The organism is Achromobacter sp. T5-5, from assembly GCF_055397965.1.
The window spans coordinates 4,208,041-4,231,417 of the sequence record NZ_AP027919.1; the positions used below are offsets into that span (position 1 = coordinate 4,208,041).

The window sequence follows — 23,377 nt, forward strand, 5'->3', positions numbered from 1 at the left end:
CTGTGCGCACGCCCGCGACTTGATCTTGCGCAAACCCCGGGTGCCTACCCTGCCGCCGGGCAAGCGGCCATGCGGCGCGGCCGGCCAGGCGCGGCCAGCCCGGCGCGGCCCTAAAATGCGGCGATTCAAGCCGCAAAACAAGGACGCGACAATGGAAACCGAACTGGAAGGCCGCCTGCTGGCCATGCGCCAGGCGCTGGCGATCGCCATCGCCCTCTCCACCCGCAGCAGCCCCCAGGCCACCGACATGGCGCTGGAACTGCTGGACGACCTGAAGGCCAACCTGGACAGGACGCCGGCGGACAGCCCGTTTGAAAAGCCCGAGTGGGTGGTGGGCGCGCACGATGAGCTCGACGGCATCGCCCGCCTGGTACGGGCCTTCACCCAGACCCCCGACCCCGACGAAGACGCGCAGTAATGTCGCGCCTGGCCGGGCGGCGACGGCCCGGACATCGCCCGTGCCCTTTCGCCGGCAGCCTGTCGGCCCCCACGTCGCCGCCAACGTGCTGCCGCCCCTATCCCATCTTCTACTACGCCCAAAATTAGGCCCAAACTGGCCTGACCACCAGACGAACAGCGGTGGTATCCCTCACATCGTTTTCCCTGAAACGCGTGGTTTTTCCTTTTATTTCAATAGCGAGGTGCCTATATTGGTGGCCTGACCACCAGACCAACGTTTCGTGCAGACCGCCCGATGAGCACCTTCCAAGCCGTCGCAGTCACTCGCCTGTACCGCATGATCGCCGACCAGATCGCCGGGCGGATCAGGGCTGGCGATTTCCCCCGGGGTCGGCGGCTGCCTTCGGAAAGAGACCTGGCCGAACAGTTGCAGGTCAGCCGCGCGTCGATCCGCGAAGCGCTGATCGCGCTTGAGATCGAGGGTTACGTAGAGGTCCGCGTCGGCACCGGCGTGTTCGTCGCCGACAAGGAAGGCAGCTTCGCGGCCTCCGGCGGCGGCCCGATCGCCGACGCGGCGCACAGCGCCGACGACATCGGCCCGTTCGACCTGCTGGAAGCCCGCCTCATCATCGAACCCGAATGCGCCGGCATGGCCGCGCAGCACGCCACGCCGGCCCAGCTTGCCGCGATCCGCGAGGCCCACGAGGGCATGTCGCTGACCGACGCGCCGGGACGCCACGACCGGGAGTTTCATAGCGCCATCGCGGCCGCATGCGGCAACGCCGCGCTGGCCGCGTCGGTGGCCCATCTGTGGAACCTGACGCAGTCCAGCTCGGTGTACCGCCGGATGCAGGACTATTTCGTCGACACCAAGGTGTGGGCCGTGGCCCACGCCGAACACCAGCGCATCCTGGCCGCCATCGTGGCGCGCGACCCCATCCGCGCGCGCCATGCGATGCACGCGCACCTGCTTGGCATCCTGGCGCGGTTGCGCGAGGACTTTGCCGACCTTTCCCATCACCGAGGCGACCTATGACGACTCCCCCCCTGTCCATCGACGGCAACCGGCTGTGGCAGTCCTTGATGGACCTGGCGCGGATCGGCGCCACCCCCAAGGGCGGCAACTGCCGCCTGGCCCTGACCGCGCTGGACGGACAGGGCCGCGACCTGGTCACCGGCTGGATGCGCGACGCCGGACTGACGGTGCGCGTGGACCAGGTCGGCAACATCTTCGCCCGGCGCGCCGGGCGCAATGACAGCCTGCCGCCGGTCATGACGGGCAGCCACATCGACACCCAGCCCACCGGCGGCAAGTTCGATGGCTGCTATGGGGTGCTGGCCGGGCTTGAGGTCATGCGCACGCTCAATGACGCGGGCGTGCAGACCGAAGCGCCGCTGGAAGTGGCCATCTGGACCAACGAAGAAGGTTCGCGCTTCGTGCCCGTCATGATGGGCTCGGGCGTCTTCGCCGGGAAATTCCCGCTTGAAACCGCCCTGTCCGCCCGGGACGCGCAGGGCATCAGTGTGCGCGACGAACTCCAGGCCATCGGCTACGCGGGCGCCGACCCCGTGGGCGGACGCCCGGTGGACGCCTATTTCGAGGCGCATATCGAACAAGGCCCGATCCTCGAGCACGAGGAAAATACCATCGGCGTGGTGACCGGGTCGCTCGGCCTGCGCTGGTACGACGTCACGGTGACGGGCATGGAAATGCATGCCGGCCCGACGCCCATGGCGATCCGGCGCGACGCCCTGTTTGCCACGAGCTTCCTGCTGCAGGCCGTCGTGAACATCGCGAATACGCACCAGCCCCATGGGCGCGGCACCGTGGGAGAGATTCATGCGCATCCGGGCTCGCGCAATGTGATTCCCGGGCAGGTCCGCTTCACCACGGACCTGCGCCATGAGGACGAAGCCACGCTGGAACGCATGGACCGGGAATGGCGGCGCGTGTGCGATGACATCGCGGTTGCCCACGGGGTGCGCGTCGACGTGAAGGACGTGCAGTATTTCCCGCCGACGCCGTTCGATCCGGATCTGGTCGACAAGGTGCGCAAGGGCGCCGCGGACCGCGGCCTGCCCGCCATGAACATCGTCACCGGCGCCGGACACGATGCCGTTTATATGGCCGCCGTCGCGCCCACGGCGATGATCTTCGTGCCCTGCAAGGACGGCGTCAGCCACAACGAAATCGAGGATGCCCGGCCGGACCACCTGGAGGCCGGCTGCAATGTGTTGCTCGACGCCATGGTGGCGCGGGCCAACGGCGCGCACGCGCGCTCATGACGCGGACCATCGCCATGCCCACACCCAGACCGCCACCGCAGGGCCTGCCCGATGAACCCTCCGGATAGCACGCCTTTACAGAACTCACGGATGGAACGCCGGGATAGACCGACCAAGCCGTAGCCAGCACGCCTGATTTGTCCAACAAAAATGCAAAGGGGAAAAAACTTGCAGCCGGACACTCACCGCACCGTTGCCGCCATCGAAGCCCGGGGGCTTTGCCCCGACCGGGCGCCGCCTGCCGCCTTGGCCATCCGCGCGCCCAGCGCGGCGCCGCCCGGCGCCCGCCCGGGGCGCCGCGGCAGCGGGCCCGCCGCCCTCTCCCCGCACCGCTGAATTCGCCGCTTTGGTGCGCGGCGCCTTGTCCAGCATGTATCCAGCACCTGAAAGAAGCATTGTTGCAGCAGCTCCACCCGCAGTACCCGAGAAGCGCAGGTGGCATGAGGTTTGCTTGATTCGGCACGGCATCCGCCGCGCCCGAGCGGCCGCCTGTCAGACCCTTTCCAGCCCGGAGGCTCGCAGTGAAATCGAAAAAATGGTTTTCCCTAAGCATCGGCGCACTGGTCCTTGCGGCCGCGCTCCCCGCCACGCAGGCATTGGCCCAGACCAAGGGCGGCACGCTGAACATGATCGTCCAGCCGGAACCGCCGGTGATCGTCACGGCCATCAATCAGCAGGGGCCGACGCAGTTCGTCGCGGGCAAGATCTACGAGAGCCTGCTGACCTACTCCACCGACCTCAAGCCGCAGCCCGGGCTGGCCAAGTCCTGGGAAGCCGCCGCGGACGGGCTGACGTATACCTTCCATCTGCAGGACAACGTGAAGTGGCATGACGGCAAGCCCTTTACGTCCGAGGACGTCGTGTTCTCGCTGTCGGAAATGCTGCCCAAGACCCACGCGCGCGCCCGCGTCATCCTGAACAAGTTCGTGGAGTCGGTGCAGGCGCCCGACGCCAAGACGGTGGTCATCAAGCTGAAGACGCCGTTCCCGGCGTTCATGCTGATGTTCGAGCCGGGCTTTGCCCCGATGATGCCCAAGCATCTGTATGCGGGCACCGACTACATGACCAATCCGGCCAACCAGAAGCCCGTGGGCACCGGCCCCTTCGTGTTCAAGGAATGGAAGCGCGGCGAATACATCAAGCTGGCGCGCAACCCCGACTACTGGAAGCCCGGCAAGCCCTACCTGGACGAACTGGTGTTCAACGTGATTCCCGATTCGGCCTCGCGCGCCGTGGCCTTCGAACGCGGCAGCGTCGATGTGCTGCGCGGTGGCGATGTGGACAACGTCGACATCAAGCGCCTGCGCGGCCTGCCCAATGTGGAATACACCACCGCCGGCTGGGAGATGTTCTCGCCGCAGGCGTACCTGATCTTCAACATGCGCAAGCCGCCCTTCGACAACCTGAAGGTGCGCCAGGCCGTCATGGCGGCGATGAACCGCAACATGGTGGTCAACAACATCTTCTTCGGCCTGGGCAAGGTCTCGACGAGCCCCTTCGTGACCACGGAGATGTTCTATGACAAGAACATGCCGCCGATGCCGTTCGACATGAAGAAGGCGCGCGCGCTGATCAAGGAGTCGGGTATCAAGCCGGGCGATTACACGATCCGCCAGCTGAGCTTTCCGTACGGCTCCACCTGGGACCGCCTGGGCGAATACACCAAACAGGCGCTGGAGCAGCTTGGCTTCAAGGTGAATGTGGAGTCCACCGATGCGGGCGGCTGGGCCAGCCGCACCGGCAACTGGGACTTCGACCTGACCACCACCTTCACCTACCAGTACGGCGACCCCGCGCTGGGCGTGCAGCGGCTGTATGTCTCGTCGAACATCGTCAAGGGCTCGCCCTTTGCCAACGTGCAGGGCTACAGCAACCCCGAGACCGACAAGCTGTGGGAGGCCGCCGCTTCCGAGGTCGACCCGGCCAAGCGCCAGGCGCTCTACACGCAGATCCAGACGACGCTGGTCAACGAGGTCGCCAACGGCTTCCTGGTGGATATGGAGTTTCCCACCCTGTATCGCGCCAACGTGAAGAACCTGGTGAAGACCGCCATCGGCCTGAATGAGTCGTTCGACGACGTCTACATCGAAAAGAAGTAAGCGCCCCCGAGACGCCGCCGCGGGGCTTCCCGCGGCGGTGGAGCCTGGCCGCGCGACGGGCATGCTTGTCGCTGGCGCGCCCGTCCTGAAAGGACCCGAAGCATGAGATTCCTGTCTTTCCTGTTGTCCCGCATCGGCAAGGCCCTGGTGGTCGTGCTGGGCGTGGTGATCATCAACTTTTTCCTGATCCGGCTCGCGCCCGGCGATCCCGCCGCCGTGCTGGCGGGCCAGGCCGGCGCGGGCGACGCGGCCTATGTAGAGCAGTTGCGCGTGGCCTTCGGCCTGGACAAGCCGGTCCTGACGCAGCTGTTTCTCTACCTGAAGGGCGTGGTCCAGCTCGACCTGGGATTTTCCTACCGCAACCATGTGCCGGTGCTGGACCTGATCGTCGAACGCCTGCCGGCCACGTTCCTGCTCATGTCCTGCGCCTTTGTCTTCTCCATCGTGCTGGGCGTGCTGCTGGGCGTCGTGGCCGCCAAGGCGCGTTACCGCAACAAGCGCCGCTGGATCGACAGCTCGGTGATGACCGGCGCGCTGCTGCTGTACGCCACGCCGCTGTTCTGGCTGTCGCTGATGGGCATCCTGCTGTTCTCCGTGGTGCTGGGCTGGCTGCCCGCGTTTGGCATGGAAACCGTGGGCGCGAACCTGACGGGCTGGGCGCGCGCAGCTGACATTGCGCAGCACCTGGTCCTGCCCACCGTGACGCTGGGCTGCTTTTTCATGGCGGTCTATGTGCGGCTGACCCGCGCGTCGATGCTGGAAGTGATCGGCATGGATTTCGTGAAGACGGCGCGCGCCAAGGGCGTGAGCCCCAGCCGCGTGATCCGCGCGCACGTGCTGCGCAACGCGCTGCTGCCGGTGATTACGTTCGCGGGCATCCAGCTCGGGCAGATGGCGGGCGGCGCGGTCCTGACGGAAACCGTGTTCGCGTGGCCCGGCATCGGACGCCTGATGTTCGACGCCCTGCTGCAACGAGACTACCAGCTCTTGCTGGGGATCTTCCTGGTCACCTCCATCATGGTCGTGGTGTTCAACCTGCTGACCGACGTGCTTTACCGCCTGATCGATCCGCGCATCGGCGCGGGCGCGCAGCAAGGAGCCTCCGCATGAAGTCATTTGCCCGACGTTACCTGCGCAACTACGGAGCGGTGGCCGGCCTGGTCATCATGCTGGTCGTGGTGGCCGTGGCCCTGGCGGCGCCCCTGCTCTACGAAGAATCGCCCTGGATGATGGTGGCCGACCCGCTGATCCCGCCCTTCACCAACGCGGACTATCCGTTTGGCACCGACATGCTGGGCCGCGACATCACCGCCGGCCTGGTCTGGGGCGCGCGGGTGTCCCTGATGGTGGGCCTGCTGTCGACCGCCGTGGCGCTGCTGTTCGGCATTCTGGTCGGATCGGTGGCCGGCTATTGCGGCGGCCGCGTGGACGACGCGCTGATGCGCTTCACCGAGTTCTTCCAGACCATTCCGCAATTGGCGATGGCAGTCGTGCTGGTCGCCATCCTGAGCCCGTCGGTGTATTCGATCATGGGCGCGATCGCGGTGGTGTCCTGGCCGCCCGCGGCACGGCTGGTCCGCTCGGAGTTCATGACGCTCAAGCAGCGCGAATTCGTGCAGGCGGCCATCGTGATCGGACAGACGCCGGCGCGCATCGTGGGGACGCAGATCCTGCCCAACGCCATGTCGCCCATCATCGTGTCGGCCTCGTTCATGGTGGCGACCGCCATCCTGACGGAATCGTCGCTGTCCTTTTTGGGACTGGGCGACCGCAACCTGATGAGCTGGGGTTTCATGATCGGCGCGGCGCGCACCATGATCCGCGAGGCCTGGTGGATGAGCGTGTGGCCCGGCGTGGCCATCCTGCTGACCGTGCTGGCCATCAACCTGATCGGGGAAGGCCTGAACGATGCCCTCAACCCGCAACTGCGCAAGCGCGGCGAATAGGAGACCGGCATGAGTGCAAATCCAGAAACCGCGCCGCTGCTGTCCATTCAGAACCTGACCATCGCGCTGCCCCGGGGCGGCGACCGCCCCTACGCGGTGCAGGACGTGTCGTACGACATCCGCGCCGGCGAGATCCTGTGCATCGTCGGCGAATCCGGCTCGGGCAAGTCCATGAGCGCCAACGCCATCATGGGACTGCTGCCCGACTACCTGACGCCGCAGCAGGGCCGCATCCTGTTCCGCGGCCAGGACCTGCTGCGGCTCGACGAGCCCGCCCTGCAGGCCATGCGCGGCAAGGACATGGCGATGATCTTCCAGGAGCCGCTGTCGGCCCTGAACCCGCTGATGACCGTCGGCGAGCAGATCAGCGAGGTGATGCGCGTGCACGACGCCTATCCGGGCGCGGCGCGCCTGAAACGCACGCTGGAACTGCTTGAATTCGTGGGGCTACCCGATCCGGCCACGCTGTATCACGTGTATCCGTTCCGGCTGTCCGGCGGCCAGCGGCAGCGGGTCATGATCGCCATGGCGCTGGCGCTGGAGCCGGCGCTCCTGATCGCCGACGAGCCCACGACCGCGCTGGACGTCACCACGCAGGCGCAGATCCTGGCGCTGATCGCTCGCATCCAGAAAGAAAAAGGCATGGGCGTGATGTTCGTCACCCACGACTTCGGGGTGGTGGCCGAGATCGCCCACCGCGTCGCGGTCATGGAGAAAGGCGTGCTGGTCGAGCAAGGCCCCGCCAGCGAGGTGCTCAACCGGCCCCGCCACCCTTACACCCAGCGCCTGATCGCGGCGGTGCCGCACCGCCGTGGCGAGGAACGCGCCGAAAGCGCCAACGACCGGCCGGTGCTGGAAGTCAAGGACCTGAAGAAGACCTACGTGATCGGCCACGGCTGGCTGGGCGGCAAGCGCGAGGTGCATGCGGTGGACGGCGTGAGCTTTGCCGTGCGGCGCGGCGAGACGCTGGGCATCGTGGGCGAATCCGGATCGGGCAAGTCCACCATCGGCAAATGCCTGCTGAAACTGGTGGGCATCAATGGCGGCCAGTTGCTGTTCAACGGCCAGGACATCGCCGCCCTGTCCGAATCGCGCTTTCGGCCGATGCGGCATCAGATCCAGATGATCTTCCAGGACCCGTTCGCCTCGCTCAACCCCCGCCACACCGTGGGCCGCATCATCAGCGACGGCCCCGTCGCCAATGGAGTACCCCGCGCGCAAGCCGAGGCCCGGGTGCGCGAGCTGCTGTCGCTGGTGGGACTGGACCCGTCCGCCTTCGACCGCTACCCGAACCAGTTTTCGGGCGGCCAGCGCCAGCGTATCGGCATCGCACGCGCCCTGGCGCTTGAGCCCAAGGTGTTGGTCGCCGACGAATCGGTGTCGGCGCTGGACGTCTCGGTGCAGGCACAGGTGCTGCAACTGCTGCACGACCTGCAGCAGCGGCTGAAGATCGCGCTGGTGTTCATCACCCATGACCTGCGCGTGGCGGCGCAGATCTGCAATTCGGTGCTGGTCATGCACCGGGGCAAGGTGGTGGAGTACGGATCGCCCGCGCAGATCTTCGACAACCCGCAGCACGCCTACACGCGCCAGTTGATCGCGGCCGTGCCGGGCCAGCACTGGGATCCCACCAAGGCGCAGGCCGCCTGACCCGGCGGCAACCATTCACCGACTACCAGGAGAACTTCCATGCAACGCCCCGCCGCCGTTCCCACCGTGCAGATCGACAACGAGCTGGTCACCGTCACCGAGTGGCGCTTTCCCCCGGGCGGAGAGACGGGCTGGCATCGCCACGGCATGAACTACGTGGTCGTGCCGCAAACCACCGGCCCCCTGCTGCTGGACACCCCCAACGGCCAGGTCACCAGCCAGCTCACCACCGGCGTGGCGTACTACCGGCCGGTGGGCGTCGAGCACAACGTCATCAACCCGAGCGACACGGAATTCGTGTTCGTCGAAATCGAACTCAAGCGGGCCTGAGCCCGCGCATCCGGCTCCCACCGCGACGGCCGCCACGAGGATATCCATGAAGGCGTTTTTCTCCGAAGAACAGTTGCTCCATTCCCCCCGCCAGTTCATGCGGCTGGGGCGCATTACCGCGCCGACCGACCTGCCGTCCCGCGCGGAAAGCCTGCAAGGCGCGCTGGCGGCCCGGGGCATCCCGGTCGAAGCGCCCGCCGACTACGGCCGCAAGCCGCTCGAGCATGTCCACAGCACGGATTACCTGGACTACCTGGAAACCGCCTATGCGCGTTGGCAGGCCTTGAAGGCGCCCGGCGTCGATCCGGGTCCGGAGGTGCTGCCCAACCTCTCGCCCTATTACAACGGGCGTATCGACCAGGCCGGGCGAGGCCCCTGCCCATCCCCGTCCATCGTGGCGCAGACCGGCTACTACCTGAGCGACCTGTCCTGCCCCATCGGGCCGCAGACCTGGCGGTCGGCCCTGCGGTCCACCCATAGCGCGGTGGCGGCGGCGGACCACGTCGCGGGCGCGGGCAGCGTGGCGTACGCGCTGTGCCGGCCATCGGGCCACCACGCCCACCGCGACCGTGCCGGCGGGTTCTGCTACCTGAACAGCAGCGCCACCGCGGCCAGCCGGCTGCTGCAGACGTGGTCGAAAGTAGCGGTGCTGGACGTGGACGCGCATCACGGCGACGGCACGCAGAACATCTTCTACCAGCGCGCGGACGTGATGACGGTATCGCTGCACGCCGACCCGGCGGGCTACTACCCCTTCTACACCGGCTACGCGCACGAGCGCGGGCATGGCGCGGGCGAAGGATTCAACATGAACCTGCCGCTTGCGCACGGCAGCGGCAACCCCGAATTCCTGCGGGCGCTGGACACCGCCCTGGACGCGCTGACGGGCTACGCGCCGCAGGCGCTGGTGCTGGCGCTGGGATTCGACACCTACAAGGACGATCCCATCAGCGTGCTCAAGCTGGACATCGACGCCTACCGCGACATCGGCGCGCGTGTCGCCAGCCTGCGCGTGCCGACCGTGGTGGTGCAGGAAGGCGGCTACATGGTCGAAGCGATCGGGCCGGCGCTGGATGCGTTTCTCCAGGGTTACGGCCGTGGCGGCGCCTGACCGCGCGCGCGCCGCATGAGCGCCCTGCCCGGCTCGCTGCCCGCCCGCAGCGCCACGCGCCAGACTGGCATTCTGCTGTTCTTCGCGGCGCTGGTGGCCTTTGCCACCTTCGACGCGGGGGCCAAGCAGATGCTGGAGCGCTATCCGGCGCCCTTTCTGAACGTGATGCGCTACCTGGCGGTGGTGACGTTGGCGATCGCAATGCTGTGGCGCCATGGGCGCGGCCTGCGCCTGCGCGACGCGCCGGAAAAGCCGTTGCTGGTGCTGCGCGGCGTCATGCTGGCCACCGTGGCCACCTGCTTCATGACGGCCCTGATCTGGATGCCGCTGTCCGAAGCCACCGCCATCTATTTCACGGCCCCGCTCATCATGGTCGCGCTGTCGCCGTGGCTGCTGGGCGAACGCGTGCGCCCGGCGCAATGGGGCGCCGTCGCCGCCGGCTTTGCCGGCATGCTGCTGATCGTGCGGCCGGGCGCCGACCTGCCGCTGCTGGGGACGCTACTGATGGCCGTGTCGGCCGTCAGCTACGCCATCTTCCAGGTGCTGACGCGCAAGCTGTCCAACAAGGTGCCCGGGCCGGTGCAGTACGCGTACACGGCCTTCATCTGCCTGATCGTGACCGCGCTGCCGGCGCCGTTCTTCCTGCCCGATCCGTGGCCCGGACCGGCCGACACGGCCATCATCATCGCCCTGGGCGCCTGCAGCGGACTGGCGCAGATCCTGCTGATCGCCGCCTTCCAGCGCGTATCGGCCGCGACGCTTGCCCCGCTGAATTACTTCCAGCTTCTGCTGGCCGTGGGCTTCAGCACGTTCTGGTTCCAGCGCCCGCCCGACGCGCTGGCGTTGGCGGGCATGGGGCTGATCATGGCATCGGGGGTGTTCCTGGCGCTGCGCCGGGCGGGGTGACGAGCCCTCGAGCCCGACCGCCGGGCTCAGCTCGTTTCGCGCTGGACCAGCGTGAAGCCCAGGTCCACGTGCCGTTCCAGCACCGTCTCTCCCGCCAGATGCCGCATCAGCAATTGCGCGGCCGACAGGCCGATCCGGTAGCGCGGAGTCGCGATCGTGGACAGCGGCGGCGTGGTCCAGGCCGTGCCCGCGAGGTCGTGGAAACCGATGATCGCCATCTGTTCGGGCACGCGCAGCCCCTGGCGGCCGCACTGAAACACCGCGCCCTGCGCCAGGTCGTCGTTGCAGAAGAACACGGCGTCGCAATCGGGATGGCGCGTGTGCAGGTCTTCCATCAATGCCGCCCCCAGGCTGATGGAGGACTTTTCCGGCGTCATGATCTCCAGCGTTGCGTCGTACAGGCCGGCGTCGCGCAGCGCCTGGCGGCAACCCTCGCAACGGCGCAGCGAGCGCGGGTCCAGTTGCGCGCCGACGATGCCGATGCGGCGATAGCCGCGCTCGACCAGGTGGCGGCCCGCGGCGTAGCCCGAGTCGAACTGCGAGAACCCGACGCTCATGTCCTCGGCGCCGTCCAGCGTCTCGATCGTGTGCACGGTCGGAATCGCCTGCGTACGCAGCAGTTTCCAGACGCCCGGATTGTGGTCGATGCCCGTCAGCACCACTCCGTCGGGCGAATGCTGCAGGTACTTGCGCAGCAGGGCCTCTTCCTCGTCGGGCGAGTAGCCGGTCACGCCGATCAGCATGTGGTAGCCGTGCGTGTCCAGCACCTCTTTGATGCCCGTGATGATGTCCACGAACACCACGTTGCTCAGCGACGGGATCAGCACCACGATGGTCTGCGACCGCGCCGAGGCGAGCGCGCTGGCCGCGTGGTTCGGCACGTAGCCCAGTTCCTGGCAGACCCGAGCGATGTGCTGGCGCAGGTCTTCGGCCACCTTGTCCGGTGTGCGCAAGGCGCGCGACACCGTGATCGCGCTGACACCCACGCGGCGCGCGACATCCTGCATGGTGACGCGGCCGGCGCGCGAGCTTCGGGGTTTACGGACGGACATGGACCCTCGCGGTGGGTGGGAAGCGCGTAGTCTGACGCAAAAATTAGGGGTTGCCAAAGCGAAAATGTTAGCGCTAACATTCCTGCCAGCATAATCCAGAAAAATCCGGGAAACGGAAGGAGACAAACATGCAAGCTTCCCCCTCGGGGCGGCCGGGACCCACGCGTCCCGGCCGTTCGCCGCTATCCCGCGCCGCGGACTGGTGCTTTGCGCTGCAGACCTGGCTGATGGTCGTCTGTCTGAGCGCCATGGTCGTGCTGCTGTTCGGCAACGTGGCGCTGCGCTATCTCTTTAACTCCGGCATCAACGTCTCCGACGAGATCTCCCGCCTGGCCTTCGTCTGGATGATTTTCCTGGGCGCGGTGATCGCGCTGCGGGAACACCAGCACATCGGCGTGACCATGCTGGTGGAACGCTTCGGCCCGGCCGCCCGCCGGGTGACGCACATCGCCTGCCAGTTGCTGATCCTGTGGGTGCTGTGGCTGATGGCCGAGGGAAGCTGGGTCCAGACGGCCATTGGCCTGGACACCGTGCTGCCGGTCACCGGCATGCCCGTAGCGGTGTTCAGCGCGGCCGGGCTGTACGCCGCCGTGGCCATGAGCATCCTGACGCTCATCGATCTGGTCCGCGTGATCGCGGGCGGCCCGCTGCCGGCCGAGTCCAGCCCGGAAGACCCGGCCGTCTGACCCGGCCCTCCCCGCGCGCCTCCAACCATCCGCCCGGATACCTGCAATGATCCTGACCATTTTCCTCGTTGTGCTGCTGGGGCTGATTGCCCTGGGCATGCCGATCGCGTTCGCGTTGATCATCAGTGCGATCGTCATGATGTTCCAGCTGGATTTCTTCGACACCCAGCTCCTTGCCCAGAACATGTTGTCGGGCGCCAACAGCTTCACGCTGATGGCGGTGCCGCTCTTCATGCTGGCCGGCGAAGTCATGAACGCCGGCGGCATTTCGCGCCGCATCGTTCACCTGGCCAACACCTTCGTGGGCCACATCCAGGGCGGCCTGGGCTATGTCGCCATCTTCGCCAGCGTATTGCTCGCCTCGCTGTCGGGGTCGGCCGTGGCCGACGCGGCGGCATTGGGCTCGCTGCTGATCCCCATGCTGCGCGACAAGGGCTATGACGCCGGCCAGGCGTCGGGCCTGATCGCGGCCGGCGGCATCATCGCCCCCATCATCCCGCCGTCGATCTCATTCATCATTTTCGGGGTCGCCACCAACGTGTCGATCACCAAGCTGTTCTTCGCCGGCATTGCGCCCGGCCTGATGATGGGCCTGACGCTGGTGACCGTCTGGACCTGGGTGGCGCGCAAGCACGGCAGCATCACGCCTTCGCCACGCGAGCCCTGGAGCAACCGTTGGAAGGCGCTGCGCGGCTCCCTCTGGGCGCTCATGCTGCCGGTCATCATCATTGGCGGCCTGCGGGGCGGCATCTTCACGCCGACGGAAGCCGCCGTCGTCGCGGCCGTGTATGCGCTTCTGGTCAGCCTTTTCGTCTATCGGGAGATCGGGCTGCGCGACCTGGGCCGCCTTTTCATCAACGCCGCGCGCACCACTGCCGTCGTCATGTTTCTGGTGGCCGCCGCCATGGTCTCGTCGTACATGATCACCCTGGCCGATTTGCCGCAGGATCTGATCGCGCTGCTCGAGCCCGTCATGGACCAGCCCAAGCTGCTGATGTTCGCGCTGCTGATCCTGCTGACGCTGGTGGGCACGGTGATGGACCTGACCCCGACCATCCTGATCCTCGGTCCCGTGCTGATGCCCGTGGTCACCAAGGCAGGCATCGACCCCGTGTACTTCGGCGTCATGTTCGTCATGGTCGGCAGCGTCGGCCTGCTGACGCCCCCGGTGGGCACGGTGCTCAACGTCGTCTGCGGCGTCGCCCGCATCAATATGGAAACCATCTGCAAAGGGGTGTGGCGCTACGTCGTGGCCTACACCCTGCTGTTGATCCTGCTGGTGATCTTTCCCGAACTGATCACCGTACCCGCACGCTGGCTGCACTAGCGGCACCTGAAACCCCAAGGAGGAACACCATGATCAAGCATTTCAAGACCCGCATTCTTGTCCTGGCCACGGTGCTGTCCTGCACAGTCGCCGGCGTGGCCGCGGCCGCGGACGTCAAACCGCGCCTCATCCGCTTCGGCTACGGGCTGAACGAGGAAAGCGTGCAGGGCCGCGCGGCCCGCTACCTGGCGCAGGAACTCGAAAAAGCGAGCGGCGGCAAGCTCAAGATGAGGACCTTCGGATCGGCCAACCTGGGCTCCGACGAGCAGATGCAAAGCGCGCTGGTGGGCGGCGCGCAGGAAATGATGGTGGGTTCGACCGCCCCCCTGGCCGGCATGGTCAAGGAATTTGGCGTGTTCGACCTGCCGTTTCTGTTCAACAGCGAAAAGGAAGCCGATGCGGTGCTGGACGGGCAGCTCGGCCAGGACCTCCTGAAAAAGCTCGAAGCCAAGGGGCTGGTCGGCCTGGTCTACTGGGAAAACGGCTTTCGCAACATGACCAATTCCAAGCGCCCGATCACGCGCGCCGAAGATCTGGAGGGGATCAAGCTGCGCGTCATGCAGAACCAGATCGCGCTGGGCGTCTTCAACACGCTGGGCGCCAATGCCGTGCCGATGCCGTTCTCGGAACTCTTCACCGCGCTGGAAACCCGCACGGTGGACGGCCAGGAAAATCCCATCACCACGATCCAGAGCAGCAAGTTCTATGAAGTGCAGCCCTACCTGACCATTACGCGCCACGTCTACACGCCGTGGGTGGTGATGGCTTCCAAGAAATGGTGGGACACCTTGTCGCCGGACGAACAGAAGCTCATCCGCCAGGCCGCGGCGGCGTCGCGCGATTTCGAACGCAAGGACAGCCGCGCCGATTCCACCAAGGCCATGGGCACGCTGGAAAAGAACGGCATGAAGATCAACACGGTTTCGCCTGAGGAAGTCGCCCGCATGCGCCAGAAGGTGCAGCCCGTGGTCGACAAGTACACCCAGGAACTCGGGCCGGAACTGGTCAAGCAGTTGAACGACGAAATCCAGAAGGCGCGCAACTAGCCCTGGCGGCCCGGACGCCGGTCCGGGCCTGTATGCAACCGAAGCAAGCGAGACAGCCATGTCCCAGACACCGCGCAGACTGCGCAGCCAGAAATGGTTCGACGATCCCTCGCACGCCGATATGACGGCGATCTACGTCGAGCGCTATCTCAACTACGGCCTGACGCGCCAGGAACTGCAATCGGGGCGGCCCATCATCGGCATCGCCCAGACCGGCAGCGACCTGGCGCCCTGCAACCGCCATCATCTGGCGCTGGCCGAACGCATCAAGGCCGGCATCCGGGACGCGGGCGGCATCCCCATGGAATTCCCGGTGCACCCCCTTGCCGAGCAAGGCCGCCGGCCCACCGCCGCGCTGGACCGGAACCTGGCTTACCTGGGCCTGGTGGAGATCCTGCATGGCTATCCGCTGGACGGCGTGGTCCTGACCACGGGCTGCGACAAGACCACCCCTGCCTGTCTCATGGCCGCGGCCACGGTGGACATCCCGGCCATCGTGCTGTCCGGCGGTCCCATGCTGGATGGCTGGCATGAAGGCCAGCGCGTGGGATCGGGCACCGTCATCTGGCACGCGCGCAACCTGATGGCCGCGGGCAAGCTGGACTACGAAGGCTTCATGACGCTGGCGACCGCCTCGTCGCCGTCGATCGGCCACTGCAACACCATGGGCACCGCCCTGTCCATGAACTCGCTGGCCGAAGCGCTGGGCATGTCCCTGCCCACCTGCGCCAGCATCCCCGCGCCCTACCGCGAGCGCGGCCAGATGGCCTATGCCACCGGCATGCGCATCTGCGACCTGGTGCGCGAGGACCTGCGTCCGTCCCACATCATGACCCGCCAGGCGTTCGAGAACGCCATCGTCGTCGCGTCGGCCCTGGGCGCGTCCACCAACTGCCCGCCCCACCTGATCGCCATGGCCCGCCACGCGGGCATCGACCTGAGCCTGGACGACTGGCAGCGGCTGGGCGAAGACGTGCCCTTGCTGGTCAATTGCGTGCCAGCGGGCGAACACCTCGGCGAAGGATTTCACCGCGCGGGCGGGGTGCCGGCCGTCTTGCATGAACTGCAGGCCGCCGGCCGCCTGCATCCGGACTGCCGGACCGTGTCCGGCAAGACCATCGGCGAGATCGCCGCCGCGTCCAAGACCCACAACGCCGACGTGATCCGTACTTGCGACGCGCCGCTCAAGCACCGCGCGGGCTTCATCGTGCTGTCGGGCAATTTCTTTGACAGCGCCATCATCAAGATGTCGGTCGTGGGCGAGGCATTCCGCCGCGCCTACCTGTCCGAACCCGGTTCGGAGAACGCATTCGAGGCGCGGGCCATCGTGTTCGAGGGACCGGAGGACTATCACGCCCGCATCGAGGACCCTGCCCTGAATATCGACGAGCATTGCATCCTGGTGATCCGCGGCGCCGGCACGGTCGGCTACCCGGGAAGCGCGGAAGTCGTGAACATGGCGCCCCCTTCGCACCTGCTCAAGCGCGGCATCGACTCGCTGCCCTGCATGGGAGACGGGCGCCAGAGCGGCACCTCAGCTAGTCCGTCGATCCTGAACATGTCGCCCGAAGCCGCGGTGGGCGGCGGATTGGCGCTGCTGCGCACGGGCGACAGGATCCGGGTCGATTTGAACCAGCGGTCGGTCACCTTGCTGGTGGACGAAGCGGAATTGGACAAGCGTCGCCAGGATCCGCCGTACGAAGCGCCGCCCTCGCAGACGCCCTGGCAGGAACTGTACCGGCAGACCGTGGGGCAGTTGTCGACGGGCGGCTGCCTGGAGGCTGCAACCCTTTATTTGAAGGTGGTGGAGACGCGCGGCGATCCGCGGCATTCACATTGAAAGAGGATGCCGGGTCGGTCGACGGGCGCAGGCTACTCGCCTGGCCGCGTGCCGGCCGACCCGTCGATCTTCGGGCTCGGCCGGCTGACGACATACGCCGCGCTGGCCAGAAAGAAGATGCCCACGCCGATGGCGAGCGCCAACGAGGGATGCGCGCTCCAGTAAAACAGCAGATAGCCCGCCGCCATCCCCACGCAAGCGTACGCCTTCCCCTTGCGCGACACGGCGCCCTGCTCGCGCCACGCGCGCAACGACGGGCCGTACGTCGGACTATCCAGCAGCCATTTCTCGAGCCGTGGCGACGAGCGGGAAAAGCAGGCCACTGCCAGGATCAGGAAGATCGTCGTCGGCATCACCGGCAGGAAGGCGCCGATGACGCCCAGGGCCAGCATCAGACAGCCCAGGCATAACCAAAGTGCTCTCATCATGATGGTGTGCAGGATATCGCAATTGCCCGGTCACGTTGCCGCCCCGCGCGGGCGCGGCGCTGGACTCACGACGAGGCAGGCTCCGGCATCCTGGCGCGCAGCATCCGCACGAAATCCGCGCTGGGGCTGCCCCCGGCCGCGCGCGATTTATGGACCATGGCCCACGCTTCGCCGAACTGGCCGCGCGAGTAGTAGGCGGTCGCCCACGAGGCATACAGATAGCCCTTGTCCGGCTCCACGGCCTCGCCTTTGCGATACCACTCGTCCGAACGCGCCGTGGCCGCAATGCGGGCCTCGGGCGGCAGCGTCTTGTCCTCCGCCGCGCAACGCGCCGCGATCCGGCCGGCATCCGCATAAAGGCCCCGAAACGTCGGCGGGTTCAAGCTCATTGCCCGATCCATCATGCTCATCGCCTGGCATACCTTGCGCTGGTCTTCGAGCAACGCCGCAAAGCCCGCATACACCTCGGGATTGTCCGGGTTCAGCAACCAGGCCTGATTGAAGCGCCGCATGGCCAGGCCAGACTGGTTTTCGCGATGCAGGCGGTATCCCTGCTCAATCTTCGCCTGCGCGGCCGCGCTCGGAGATCCGAACTTTTTCGTCGCCTCCACGGCCTGCTGCTCGTCGCCCGCCCGCAACGCCGCAGCCGCGCGGCGATCGCCGCCGGCATACATCGGCGCTTCCTCGGGACGCGCCTGCGCTGGCGCCGGTGCCTTGATTGCGCAGGCCGGCAGCCACAGCAAATGGGCCAGAAGTATCGCCTTCAGAGTGGAATGCATGGGCGGGCTTTGATGGGGGAAGGACGGAATATACCGGCAGTATGGGATGGGGTGCCGATGATGCCTGTTGGTTTGGCTGATAAGGGAGCAAACCGTAGCGCATTATCTTCGCGCCTCTGAAGCGGCATTTTTGTAATCAACCTGCATACCGCGAATCAGTTAGCCGCCACCGACGCGGCAAAATGGACGCGGCAAAAAATGCGCCACCCGATCCAGATACTGCGCGAAAATCGGGAAGAAATGCAAAAAGCCGCGAAGTCATATGACTTACGCGGCTTTTCAGGTCTGTGTCCGACTAGCTCTATCGAACACACCTTTGCAGGAATTTGGTAGGCGGTATTGGAATCGAACCAACGACCTCCACGATGTCAACGTGGCGCTCTAACCAGCTGAGCTAACCGCCTGCAAAGAAGAAGAATTATATAGTGCTTTTTTAAACTATGCAAATCGTCTTGGAAGATTTTTTGCATTTTTTATTGCCGGTTTTATGCGCTTTGGGGATTGGTTTAGCCTAGTTTCGCTAAAGTCTTTTCACCCTTGCACAACGCATTTGGAAGATTAATTCCGCATGCCTCGCAAGCCTGGCACTAATTCTAACTACTACTAACTACCCTTCAACTTCGTGTCTGCGTCATGTGCCGCAGCAACGAAGAACGAGATTCTATCAGAACTTTTTATTCCTTGCTCGACTTCAACGCCACTACTCACATCGATCGCCCAAGGACGCACCTTTTCGATCGCGGCGCCCACGTTCTCGGCGTTCAATCCGCCGGACAGGATCAAGGGACGCGAGACCGGATCGGCCCGCACGTCGTCGAGCAGCGCGTAATCGAACCCGTGTCCGCTCCCGCCGTAGCCCGCGCTGTAGCTGTCGAACAGCCAGCCCGCCGCCTCGCCGTACGCGCGGCACGCGGAGGCCAGCGTGTCCGCCGTGTCCAGGCCGGGCGCGCCGGCGCGGAAAGCCCGCAGGAAGCGGTGGCCGTAGCGCGCGCAGTCCAGCGGCGATTCGTCGCCATGGAATTGCAGCAGGTCGGGGCCGACTTCGCCCTGCACGGTGCGGACAAGCTCGTCTTCGGCATTCACGAAAAGCGCGACGACATCGACGAATGCCGGCACCGCGCGGCGCAGTTGCGCGGCGCGGGTCGGCGTGAGGCAACGCTTGCTCTTCGGATAGAACACGAAGCCGATCGCGTCCGCGCCGGCCGAGACGGCGGCGTCGATGTCTTCTTCGCGGGTCAGCCCGCAGATCTTGATGCGTGTACGCATGGCATTTTCAAGAGGAGTGTGGTCCCGCGGCGACTTGCCGGGGCCGGGGGATTATGTCCCGGGCGCTGGCGGGGCTAGGCGCCCTGCGCGCCCAGCGTGGCCACCATGTTGTCGAAGCTGCCCTCGGCCATGCGGGACCACGGGGCCTGCTTGTTGCGGAAAGCCAGCATGCTGTCGTAGAGCCGCTTGAACATCGGGTCTTTGGCGCTGAGTTCATTGTAAGCCGCCAGCGAGGCCTCGTAGCAGGCCTGCAGGACCGGCCTCGGGAACGCCTTCAGTTGCGCGCCCTGCGACACCAGCCGGCGCAGCGCGTCCGGATTGCCTGCATCGTACTGGGCGATCATGTTGCCGGTGGCCATGGCGCAGGCCAGCGACAGCGCGGACTGGAAGGGCTTCGGTAATTCGTCGTACGCGGCCTTGTTCACGTAGAGCGACAATTGCTGGGTCCCCGCCCACCATCCCGGGAAATAGTAGTTGCGCGCCACCTTGTAAAGGGAAAGGCGCTCGTCGTCGTAGGGACCGATCCACGCCACCGCGTCCACGCGGCCATCTTCCAGCGCGGCGTAGGCCTGTTCCACGGGTATGTCGACGGGCACGGCGCCCAGACGCGCCAGCACGTGACGGGCAAAGCCGCCCGCGTGCACCTTGAGGCCGCGCAGGTCCTCGACCGTCTTGATCTCACCGCGAAACCACCCTCCCATCTGCGCGCCGGTTTGGCCGCAAGGGAAGTTCAAAATGCCGTATCTGCCGAACGCCTCGCGCGTGAGCGTCAGGCCTTCGCCCTGGTTCATCCACGCGCTCATCTGGCGGGTGTTCAGCCCGAACGGCACGCAGGCATCAAACGAAAGGGCCGGGTCGGTATCGAAATAGCGGGTGGACACCGTGTGGCCGCAGTCGACGTCGCGGCGCTGCACGGCTTGCAGGACTTGGTCGGGCCGCGGCAGTTTGCCGGCCGGCAGGATTTCGATGACGAAGCGCCCTTCCGTGACATCGGCCACGTAGCGAGCGACGTCTTCGGCGCCGGCAAAGAGCGTGGGCGACTCGTTCGGGAAGGTCGAGGCCAATCGCCAGGTCAGCCGGGGCGCCTCCTGCACGATGGCGGGCGCATCGGCGGCGGCGGGCGGGGCGTGCGGCACGGCGGGCGGCGCGTCGGGGACGGCGGGCGCGGCATCCGGTGCCGGGGGCAGCGCATCCTGCGCGACGCCAGACGCATCCTGGGCGACGACCTTGCCCAACACGGCGCCGCCCGCGGCGGCCAAGGCGGTTTGCTTCAAAAACGCGCGGCGTTGCATGACGCATGCCTCCGATAAGGCGCGGGAATGCGCCGCCGGGGTGGCGGCGTCCCTCAGGATTGAGTAAAGGGCGACAACAGCGTGGCCCCGCCGTCGAGTTCCTGCAAGCCGAAGGCGTCGGGATAGTCGATGGCGGCCAGATACAGGCCATCGGGCGCGAACGTAGGCGCGCCCCGCCTGCGGTCACGCCAGGCCAGGAGCTGCGGCATCCAGTCGACCGATTCCCTGCCCTGCCCGATCTGCAGCAGCGCGCCCATGATGTTGCGCACCATGTGGTGCAGGAATGCATTCGCCTTCAGCGTGAAGACCAGGAATGGCCCGCGCTCCTCGATGTCCAGGCGATGCATGTGCCGCACCGGGTGCTTGGCCTGGCATTGCGACGACCGGAAGCTGGAAAAGTCGTGCTCGCCGATCAAGGCCTTCGCCGCCTCGCGCATGGCGTCCACATCCAGCGGCTGGAAACACCAGCCGGCACGGCCTGCCCACAGCGCCGGACGAACCCGGCCACGCCAGAGCAGGTATACATAGGTGCGTGCGCGAGCGGAAAAACGCGCATGGAATTCGTCGGAGACTTCCTGGGCCCACTGCACCGAAATGCTGGGCGGCAGGAACGCGTTCACGCCGCGCACCCAGGATTCCGTTCTGCGGTTCAGCGTGGTGTCCAGATGGACCACCTGCATTGCCCCGTGCACACCGGTGTCGGTGCGGCCGGCGCAGATCGTGGGGACCGGCTCGGCGACGCCGCAGAAACTGGCCAGGGCGGACTCCAGCGAGTCCTGCACCGTCTGCCGGTGCGGCTGTGTCTGCCAACCCTGCCAGGCGGAGCCGTCATACGCCAGCCCCAATGCAACTCTAGACATGCTTCAAACCCGAGGACCGCCGACACGGCGCGGTTCGTCCGTGGGCGGTACGTCCAGGTCGAGATTGATGGTGTCGAGCCTGCGGTTCAGCGCTGCCGTGTCCAGCACCGGCTCGTTGTCGGTATAGCTATCCTCATCATCGTCGTCGCGCCGTGCGCCAGCCCGGCGCAACAGCCAGGCGATGGCGAAGGCGACAAGCGCCAGCACCGCGGTAACGATCACGAGCAGATTGTCGGCCAGCCAGCCGGGCATGCCCGTCTGAACGGTCTTGTCGGGGAGCGTGCCGACGGGCTTGTCGGATGCGGCGGGCGACGATCCGGCCGCGCCGGGGGTGCCTGCTGCGCCGGGGATGCCTGCTGTGCCCGGCGTGCCTGCTGTGCCCGGCGTGCCTGCTGTGCCCGGCGCGCCTGCTGTGCCCGAAGCGCCTGCTGCGCCCGGTGCACCTGCTGTGCCCGGCGTGCCCGCTGCACCCGGCGTGCCCGCCACACCCGGGGTGCCTGCTGCGCCCGAAGTGCCTTCCGAGCCCGGAGTGCCTGTCGTGCCCGCCGTACCTGCTGCGCCCGGCGTACCTGCTGCGCCCGGCGTACCTGCCGCGCCCGGCGTGCCTGCTGCGGCCGGCGTGCCTGCCGTGCCCGGCGTGCCTGCTGCGCCCGAAGTACCTGCCGTGCCCGGTGCGCCTGCTGCGCCCGGCGTGCCTGCTGCGCCCGAAGTACCTGCCGCGCCCGGCGTCCCTGCCGTGCCCGGCGTGCCTGCTGCGCCCGAAGTACCTGCCGTGCCCGGTGCGCCTGCTGCGCCCGAAGTACCTGCCGTGCCCGGTGCGCCTGCTGCGCCCGGCGTGCCTGCTGCGCCCGGTGCGCCTGCCGCGCCCGGCGTACCCGCTGCGCCTGCCACTCCCGCCGCTCCAGCAGCGCCCGTGGCACCCGCCCCGGCCGATTGCTGGGCGACGGCCTTGGTCAGGTCGTCGACGTTGCTTTGAAGTTGGTCCACGCGTCCGCGCGCGTCCGCCAGGGCGCGTTCGGACGAGGTCTTGGCATCAGCCTGCGCCTCGGCCTGGGCGGCGGCGCTGTCCTGCGCCTGGCCGGTGGACAGGCGCACACGGTCCTGCGCCGGCGCGGCGCTGGCCACGCCCGCGTCGGCCGGCGGGGCGACGGTGCCGGAGGCGGCGTCCTGTCCCTTGACGACCGATGGGTTCGCGCCTGCTGCCGCCCCCACGCGACCGCGGTACTTGGCGTAGGCCTCGGCATGTTCGTTGAAGATGCGGCGCGCTTCGGCCGGATCAATGGCGCGCACCGTGGCGGCATCTGGAATCTTGAGCGTCTGGCCGGCGCGCACCAGATTCATGTTGTTCTGGATGAAGGCCTGCGGATTGGCGCGCCACAATGCCACCAGCATCTGGTAGACCGACGCGTTGGGCACGGCATTGCGCTGGGCGATGGCGAAAAGGTAGTCGCCCGATTTCACCGTGACGGAGCCCGACGTCCCGCCAGCCCTGGCGGGCCCGCCCACGGCGGCGGGCGTGATGTCAGCGCCGGTGCCGCGCAGGGGCACCAGGATGCTGACCTGCACCTGCCGCTGGCCCGAACTGGAATTGATGTCGAGCAGCAGGTCGACAGCGCCGCTCGCCGGCGCCTGCACAGACCGCACCCGCAGATTCTTGCGCGTGGGATCCATGCCGTTCTCGACCCGGACCACCATGCTGGCCAACGGCACCGGCGGCTTGACGCCGGCGCGCTGCCACGCAGCTTCGTCCGCAATGGACACCTTGAGCGAGCTGATCTCTTCGGGCGTCAATTCCTGCAGGCCCACCAGCGCCTGCAGCGGCGCGCCGGGCACGGAAACGACGCGCGAATGCCCCACGCGCATGGCCAGCGCCGAACCGCAGACGCTTGAACCGATCGCCAGCGCAATTGCCCACTGAAGGGTCTTCAAACGGCGGGCATGCTTCACTTGGCGCGAACGCTGGGTCATAAGCTGGAATTCCGTTCTTGTAATCGAATTACGGGCTTAGGCCCATTCGCGCCATTTGCAGCGCAAAAAAAGGCCTCGATTCACCCGAAAAGTGTAATGGATCAAG

At 66.7% G+C, this 23,377-nt stretch carries 21 protein-coding genes and 1 tRNA gene; 14 read left to right on the forward strand and 8 right to left on the reverse strand.

Going from position 1 to position 23,377, the window contains the following annotated elements; genetic code table 11:
- Positions 1-151 precede the first annotated feature (151 nt).
- The 10 genes from ACZ50Q_RS19170 to ACZ50Q_RS19215 all read left to right on the forward strand — a co-directional run bounded on the left by ACZ50Q_RS19170 (position 152) and on the right by ACZ50Q_RS19215 (position 10,727).
- Positions 152-418 (forward strand): hypothetical protein, encoded by a 267-nt coding sequence (locus ACZ50Q_RS19170; RefSeq protein ID WP_076522159.1) that lies wholly within the window; start codon positions 152-154, stop codon positions 416-418.
- A gap of 276 nt (positions 419-694) precedes the next feature.
- Entirely contained in the window at positions 695-1,435 is a 741-nt protein-coding gene (locus tag ACZ50Q_RS19175) for a FadR/GntR family transcriptional regulator (protein WP_464079293.1), read from the forward strand.
- Positions 1,432-2,685, forward strand: coding sequence for a Zn-dependent hydrolase (locus ACZ50Q_RS19180; RefSeq protein WP_464079294.1), 1,254 nt, complete (start codon positions 1,432-1,434; stop codon positions 2,683-2,685). Before ACZ50Q_RS19175 ends, ACZ50Q_RS19180 begins: the two co-directional genes overlap by 4 nt.
- A gap of 521 nt (positions 2,686-3,206) precedes the next feature.
- A complete protein-coding gene (locus ACZ50Q_RS19185; protein ID WP_464079295.1) occupies positions 3,207-4,784 on the forward strand; it encodes an ABC transporter substrate-binding protein in 1,578 nt (525 codons plus the stop codon).
- Positions 4,785-4,886: 102 nt separating this feature from the next.
- The gene (locus tag ACZ50Q_RS19190; protein WP_076521658.1) at positions 4,887-5,894 is read left to right on the forward strand and encodes an ABC transporter permease; all 1,008 of its coding nucleotides are present in this window, start codon (positions 4,887-4,889) and stop codon (positions 5,892-5,894) included.
- Entirely contained in the window at positions 5,891-6,730 is an 840-nt protein-coding gene (locus tag ACZ50Q_RS19195; RefSeq protein WP_464079296.1) for an ABC transporter permease, read from the forward strand. Before ACZ50Q_RS19190 ends, ACZ50Q_RS19195 begins: the two co-directional genes overlap by 4 nt.
- 9 nt (positions 6,731-6,739) lie before the next feature.
- A complete protein-coding gene (locus ACZ50Q_RS19200; protein WP_464079297.1) occupies positions 6,740-8,380 on the forward strand; it encodes an ABC transporter ATP-binding protein in 1,641 nt (546 codons plus the stop codon).
- Between the two features lie 39 nt (positions 8,381-8,419).
- Positions 8,420-8,710, forward strand: a complete 291-nt coding sequence (locus tag ACZ50Q_RS19205; RefSeq protein ID WP_092582112.1) for a cupin domain-containing protein — start codon at positions 8,420-8,422, stop codon at positions 8,708-8,710.
- A 46-nt stretch (positions 8,711-8,756) separates the two neighbouring features.
- On the forward strand, positions 8,757-9,821 hold the full coding sequence (locus ACZ50Q_RS19210; protein WP_464079298.1) for a histone deacetylase family protein: 1,065 nt from the start codon (positions 8,757-8,759) through the stop codon (positions 9,819-9,821).
- Between the two features lie 15 nt (positions 9,822-9,836).
- Positions 9,837-10,727, forward strand: a complete 891-nt coding sequence (locus ACZ50Q_RS19215) for a DMT family transporter (RefSeq protein ID WP_464079299.1) — start codon at positions 9,837-9,839, stop codon at positions 10,725-10,727.
- A 26-nt stretch (positions 10,728-10,753) separates the two neighbouring features.
- Here the strand turns inward: ACZ50Q_RS19215 and gntR are convergent, their stop codons facing one another.
- Positions 10,754-11,779 carry an HTH-type transcriptional regulator GntR gene (gntR, locus tag ACZ50Q_RS19220; RefSeq protein ID WP_464079300.1) on the reverse strand — a complete coding sequence of 342 codons (1,026 nt, stop codon included), beginning with the start codon at positions 11,777-11,779 and terminating at the stop codon, positions 10,754-10,756.
- A gap of 128 nt (positions 11,780-11,907) precedes the next feature.
- On the opposite strand from gntR, the gene ACZ50Q_RS19225 reads away from it, so the two are divergent.
- From ACZ50Q_RS19225 to ACZ50Q_RS19240, 4 genes are read left to right on the forward strand one after another with little or no spacing between them, the layout of a single operon-like run.
- Entirely contained in the window at positions 11,908-12,465 is a 558-nt protein-coding gene (locus ACZ50Q_RS19225; RefSeq protein ID WP_464079301.1) for a TRAP transporter small permease, read from the forward strand.
- A gap of 46 nt (positions 12,466-12,511) precedes the next feature.
- Positions 12,512-13,792: a TRAP transporter large permease gene (locus ACZ50Q_RS19230; protein WP_076521666.1), complete on the forward strand. Its 1,281-nt coding sequence runs from the start codon at positions 12,512-12,514 to the stop codon at positions 13,790-13,792.
- Between the two features lie 29 nt (positions 13,793-13,821).
- A complete protein-coding gene (locus ACZ50Q_RS19235; protein WP_092582107.1) occupies positions 13,822-14,838 on the forward strand; it encodes a TRAP transporter substrate-binding protein in 1,017 nt (338 codons plus the stop codon).
- 58 nt (positions 14,839-14,896) lie between these two features.
- A complete protein-coding gene (locus ACZ50Q_RS19240) occupies positions 14,897-16,678 on the forward strand; it encodes an IlvD/Edd family dehydratase (RefSeq protein ID WP_464079302.1) in 1,782 nt (593 codons plus the stop codon).
- Positions 16,679-16,710: 32 nt separating this feature from the next.
- Here the strand turns inward: ACZ50Q_RS19240 and ACZ50Q_RS19245 are convergent, their stop codons facing one another.
- From ACZ50Q_RS19245 to ACZ50Q_RS19275, 7 genes are all read right to left on the reverse strand, one after another.
- Positions 16,711-17,106 carry a YbaN family protein gene (locus ACZ50Q_RS19245; RefSeq protein WP_464079303.1) on the reverse strand — a complete coding sequence of 132 codons (396 nt, stop codon included), beginning with the start codon at positions 17,104-17,106 and terminating at the stop codon, positions 16,711-16,713.
- A gap of 65 nt (positions 17,107-17,171) precedes the next feature.
- The gene (locus ACZ50Q_RS19250; RefSeq protein ID WP_464079304.1) at positions 17,172-17,885 is read right to left on the reverse strand and encodes a tetratricopeptide repeat protein; all 714 of its coding nucleotides are present in this window, start codon (positions 17,883-17,885) and stop codon (positions 17,172-17,174) included.
- 327 nt (positions 17,886-18,212) lie between these two features.
- Positions 18,213-18,289 (reverse strand) — tRNA-Val (locus ACZ50Q_RS19255).
- A 199-nt stretch (positions 18,290-18,488) separates the two neighbouring features.
- Positions 18,489-19,151, reverse strand: coding sequence for a phosphoribosylanthranilate isomerase (locus ACZ50Q_RS19260; RefSeq protein ID WP_092582103.1), 663 nt, complete (start codon positions 19,149-19,151; stop codon positions 18,489-18,491).
- Positions 19,152-19,225: 74 nt separating this feature from the next.
- Entirely contained in the window at positions 19,226-20,443 is a 1,218-nt protein-coding gene (locus tag ACZ50Q_RS19265) for a TRAP transporter substrate-binding protein (RefSeq protein ID WP_464079305.1), read from the reverse strand.
- A gap of 53 nt (positions 20,444-20,496) precedes the next feature.
- The gene (truA, locus tag ACZ50Q_RS19270; RefSeq protein WP_464079306.1) at positions 20,497-21,303 is read right to left on the reverse strand and encodes a tRNA pseudouridine(38-40) synthase TruA; all 807 of its coding nucleotides are present in this window, start codon (positions 21,301-21,303) and stop codon (positions 20,497-20,499) included.
- A gap of 3 nt (positions 21,304-21,306) precedes the next feature.
- Positions 21,307-23,271 (reverse strand): type IV pilus assembly protein FimV, encoded by a 1,965-nt coding sequence (locus ACZ50Q_RS19275; RefSeq protein WP_464079307.1) that lies wholly within the window; start codon positions 23,269-23,271, stop codon positions 21,307-21,309.
- Positions 23,272-23,377: the final 106 nt, after the last annotated feature.

What these genes read in the sequence shown, in the direction of transcription:
- ACZ50Q_RS19230 (WP_076521666.1), top strand. Translation starts at nt 12,512, where the DNA reads ATGATCCTGACCATTTTCCTCGTTGTGCTGCTGGGGCTGATTGCCCTG.
- ACZ50Q_RS19195 (WP_464079296.1), top strand. Translation starts at nt 5,891, where the DNA reads ATGAAGTCATTTGCCCGACGTTACCTGCGCAACTACGGAGCGGTGGCC.
- ACZ50Q_RS19260 (WP_092582103.1), bottom strand. Translation starts at nt 19,151, where the DNA reads ATGCGTACACGCATCAAGATCTGCGGGCTGACCCGCGAAGAAGACATC.
- ACZ50Q_RS19275 (WP_464079307.1), bottom strand. Translation starts at nt 23,271, where the DNA reads ATGACCCAGCGTTCGCGCCAAGTGAAGCATGCCCGCCGTTTGAAGACC.
- ACZ50Q_RS19205 (WP_092582112.1), top strand. Translation starts at nt 8,420, where the DNA reads ATGCAACGCCCCGCCGCCGTTCCCACCGTGCAGATCGACAACGAGCTG.
- truA (WP_464079306.1), bottom strand. Translation starts at nt 21,303, where the DNA reads ATGTCTAGAGTTGCATTGGGGCTGGCGTATGACGGCTCCGCCTGGCAG.
- ACZ50Q_RS19225 (WP_464079301.1), top strand. Translation starts at nt 11,908, where the DNA reads ATGCAAGCTTCCCCCTCGGGGCGGCCGGGACCCACGCGTCCCGGCCGT.
- ACZ50Q_RS19180 (WP_464079294.1), top strand. Translation starts at nt 1,432, where the DNA reads ATGACGACTCCCCCCCTGTCCATCGACGGCAACCGGCTGTGGCAGTCC.
- ACZ50Q_RS19235 (WP_092582107.1), top strand. Translation starts at nt 13,822, where the DNA reads ATGATCAAGCATTTCAAGACCCGCATTCTTGTCCTGGCCACGGTGCTG.
- ACZ50Q_RS19210 (WP_464079298.1), top strand. Translation starts at nt 8,757, where the DNA reads ATGAAGGCGTTTTTCTCCGAAGAACAGTTGCTCCATTCCCCCCGCCAG.
- gntR (WP_464079300.1), bottom strand. Translation starts at nt 11,779, where the DNA reads ATGTCCGTCCGTAAACCCCGAAGCTCGCGCGCCGGCCGCGTCACCATG.
- ACZ50Q_RS19215 (WP_464079299.1), top strand. Translation starts at nt 9,837, where the DNA reads ATGAGCGCCCTGCCCGGCTCGCTGCCCGCCCGCAGCGCCACGCGCCAG.
- ACZ50Q_RS19245 (WP_464079303.1), bottom strand. Translation starts at nt 17,106, where the DNA reads ATGATGAGAGCACTTTGGTTATGCCTGGGCTGTCTGATGCTGGCCCTG.
- ACZ50Q_RS19170 (WP_076522159.1), top strand. Translation starts at nt 152, where the DNA reads ATGGAAACCGAACTGGAAGGCCGCCTGCTGGCCATGCGCCAGGCGCTG.
- ACZ50Q_RS19175 (WP_464079293.1), top strand. Translation starts at nt 695, where the DNA reads ATGAGCACCTTCCAAGCCGTCGCAGTCACTCGCCTGTACCGCATGATC.
- ACZ50Q_RS19265 (WP_464079305.1), bottom strand. Translation starts at nt 20,443, where the DNA reads ATGCAACGCCGCGCGTTTTTGAAGCAAACCGCCTTGGCCGCCGCGGGC.
- ACZ50Q_RS19190 (WP_076521658.1), top strand. Translation starts at nt 4,887, where the DNA reads ATGAGATTCCTGTCTTTCCTGTTGTCCCGCATCGGCAAGGCCCTGGTG.
- ACZ50Q_RS19240 (WP_464079302.1), top strand. Translation starts at nt 14,897, where the DNA reads ATGTCCCAGACACCGCGCAGACTGCGCAGCCAGAAATGGTTCGACGAT.
- ACZ50Q_RS19200 (WP_464079297.1), top strand. Translation starts at nt 6,740, where the DNA reads ATGAGTGCAAATCCAGAAACCGCGCCGCTGCTGTCCATTCAGAACCTG.
- ACZ50Q_RS19250 (WP_464079304.1), bottom strand. Translation starts at nt 17,885, where the DNA reads ATGCATTCCACTCTGAAGGCGATACTTCTGGCCCATTTGCTGTGGCTG.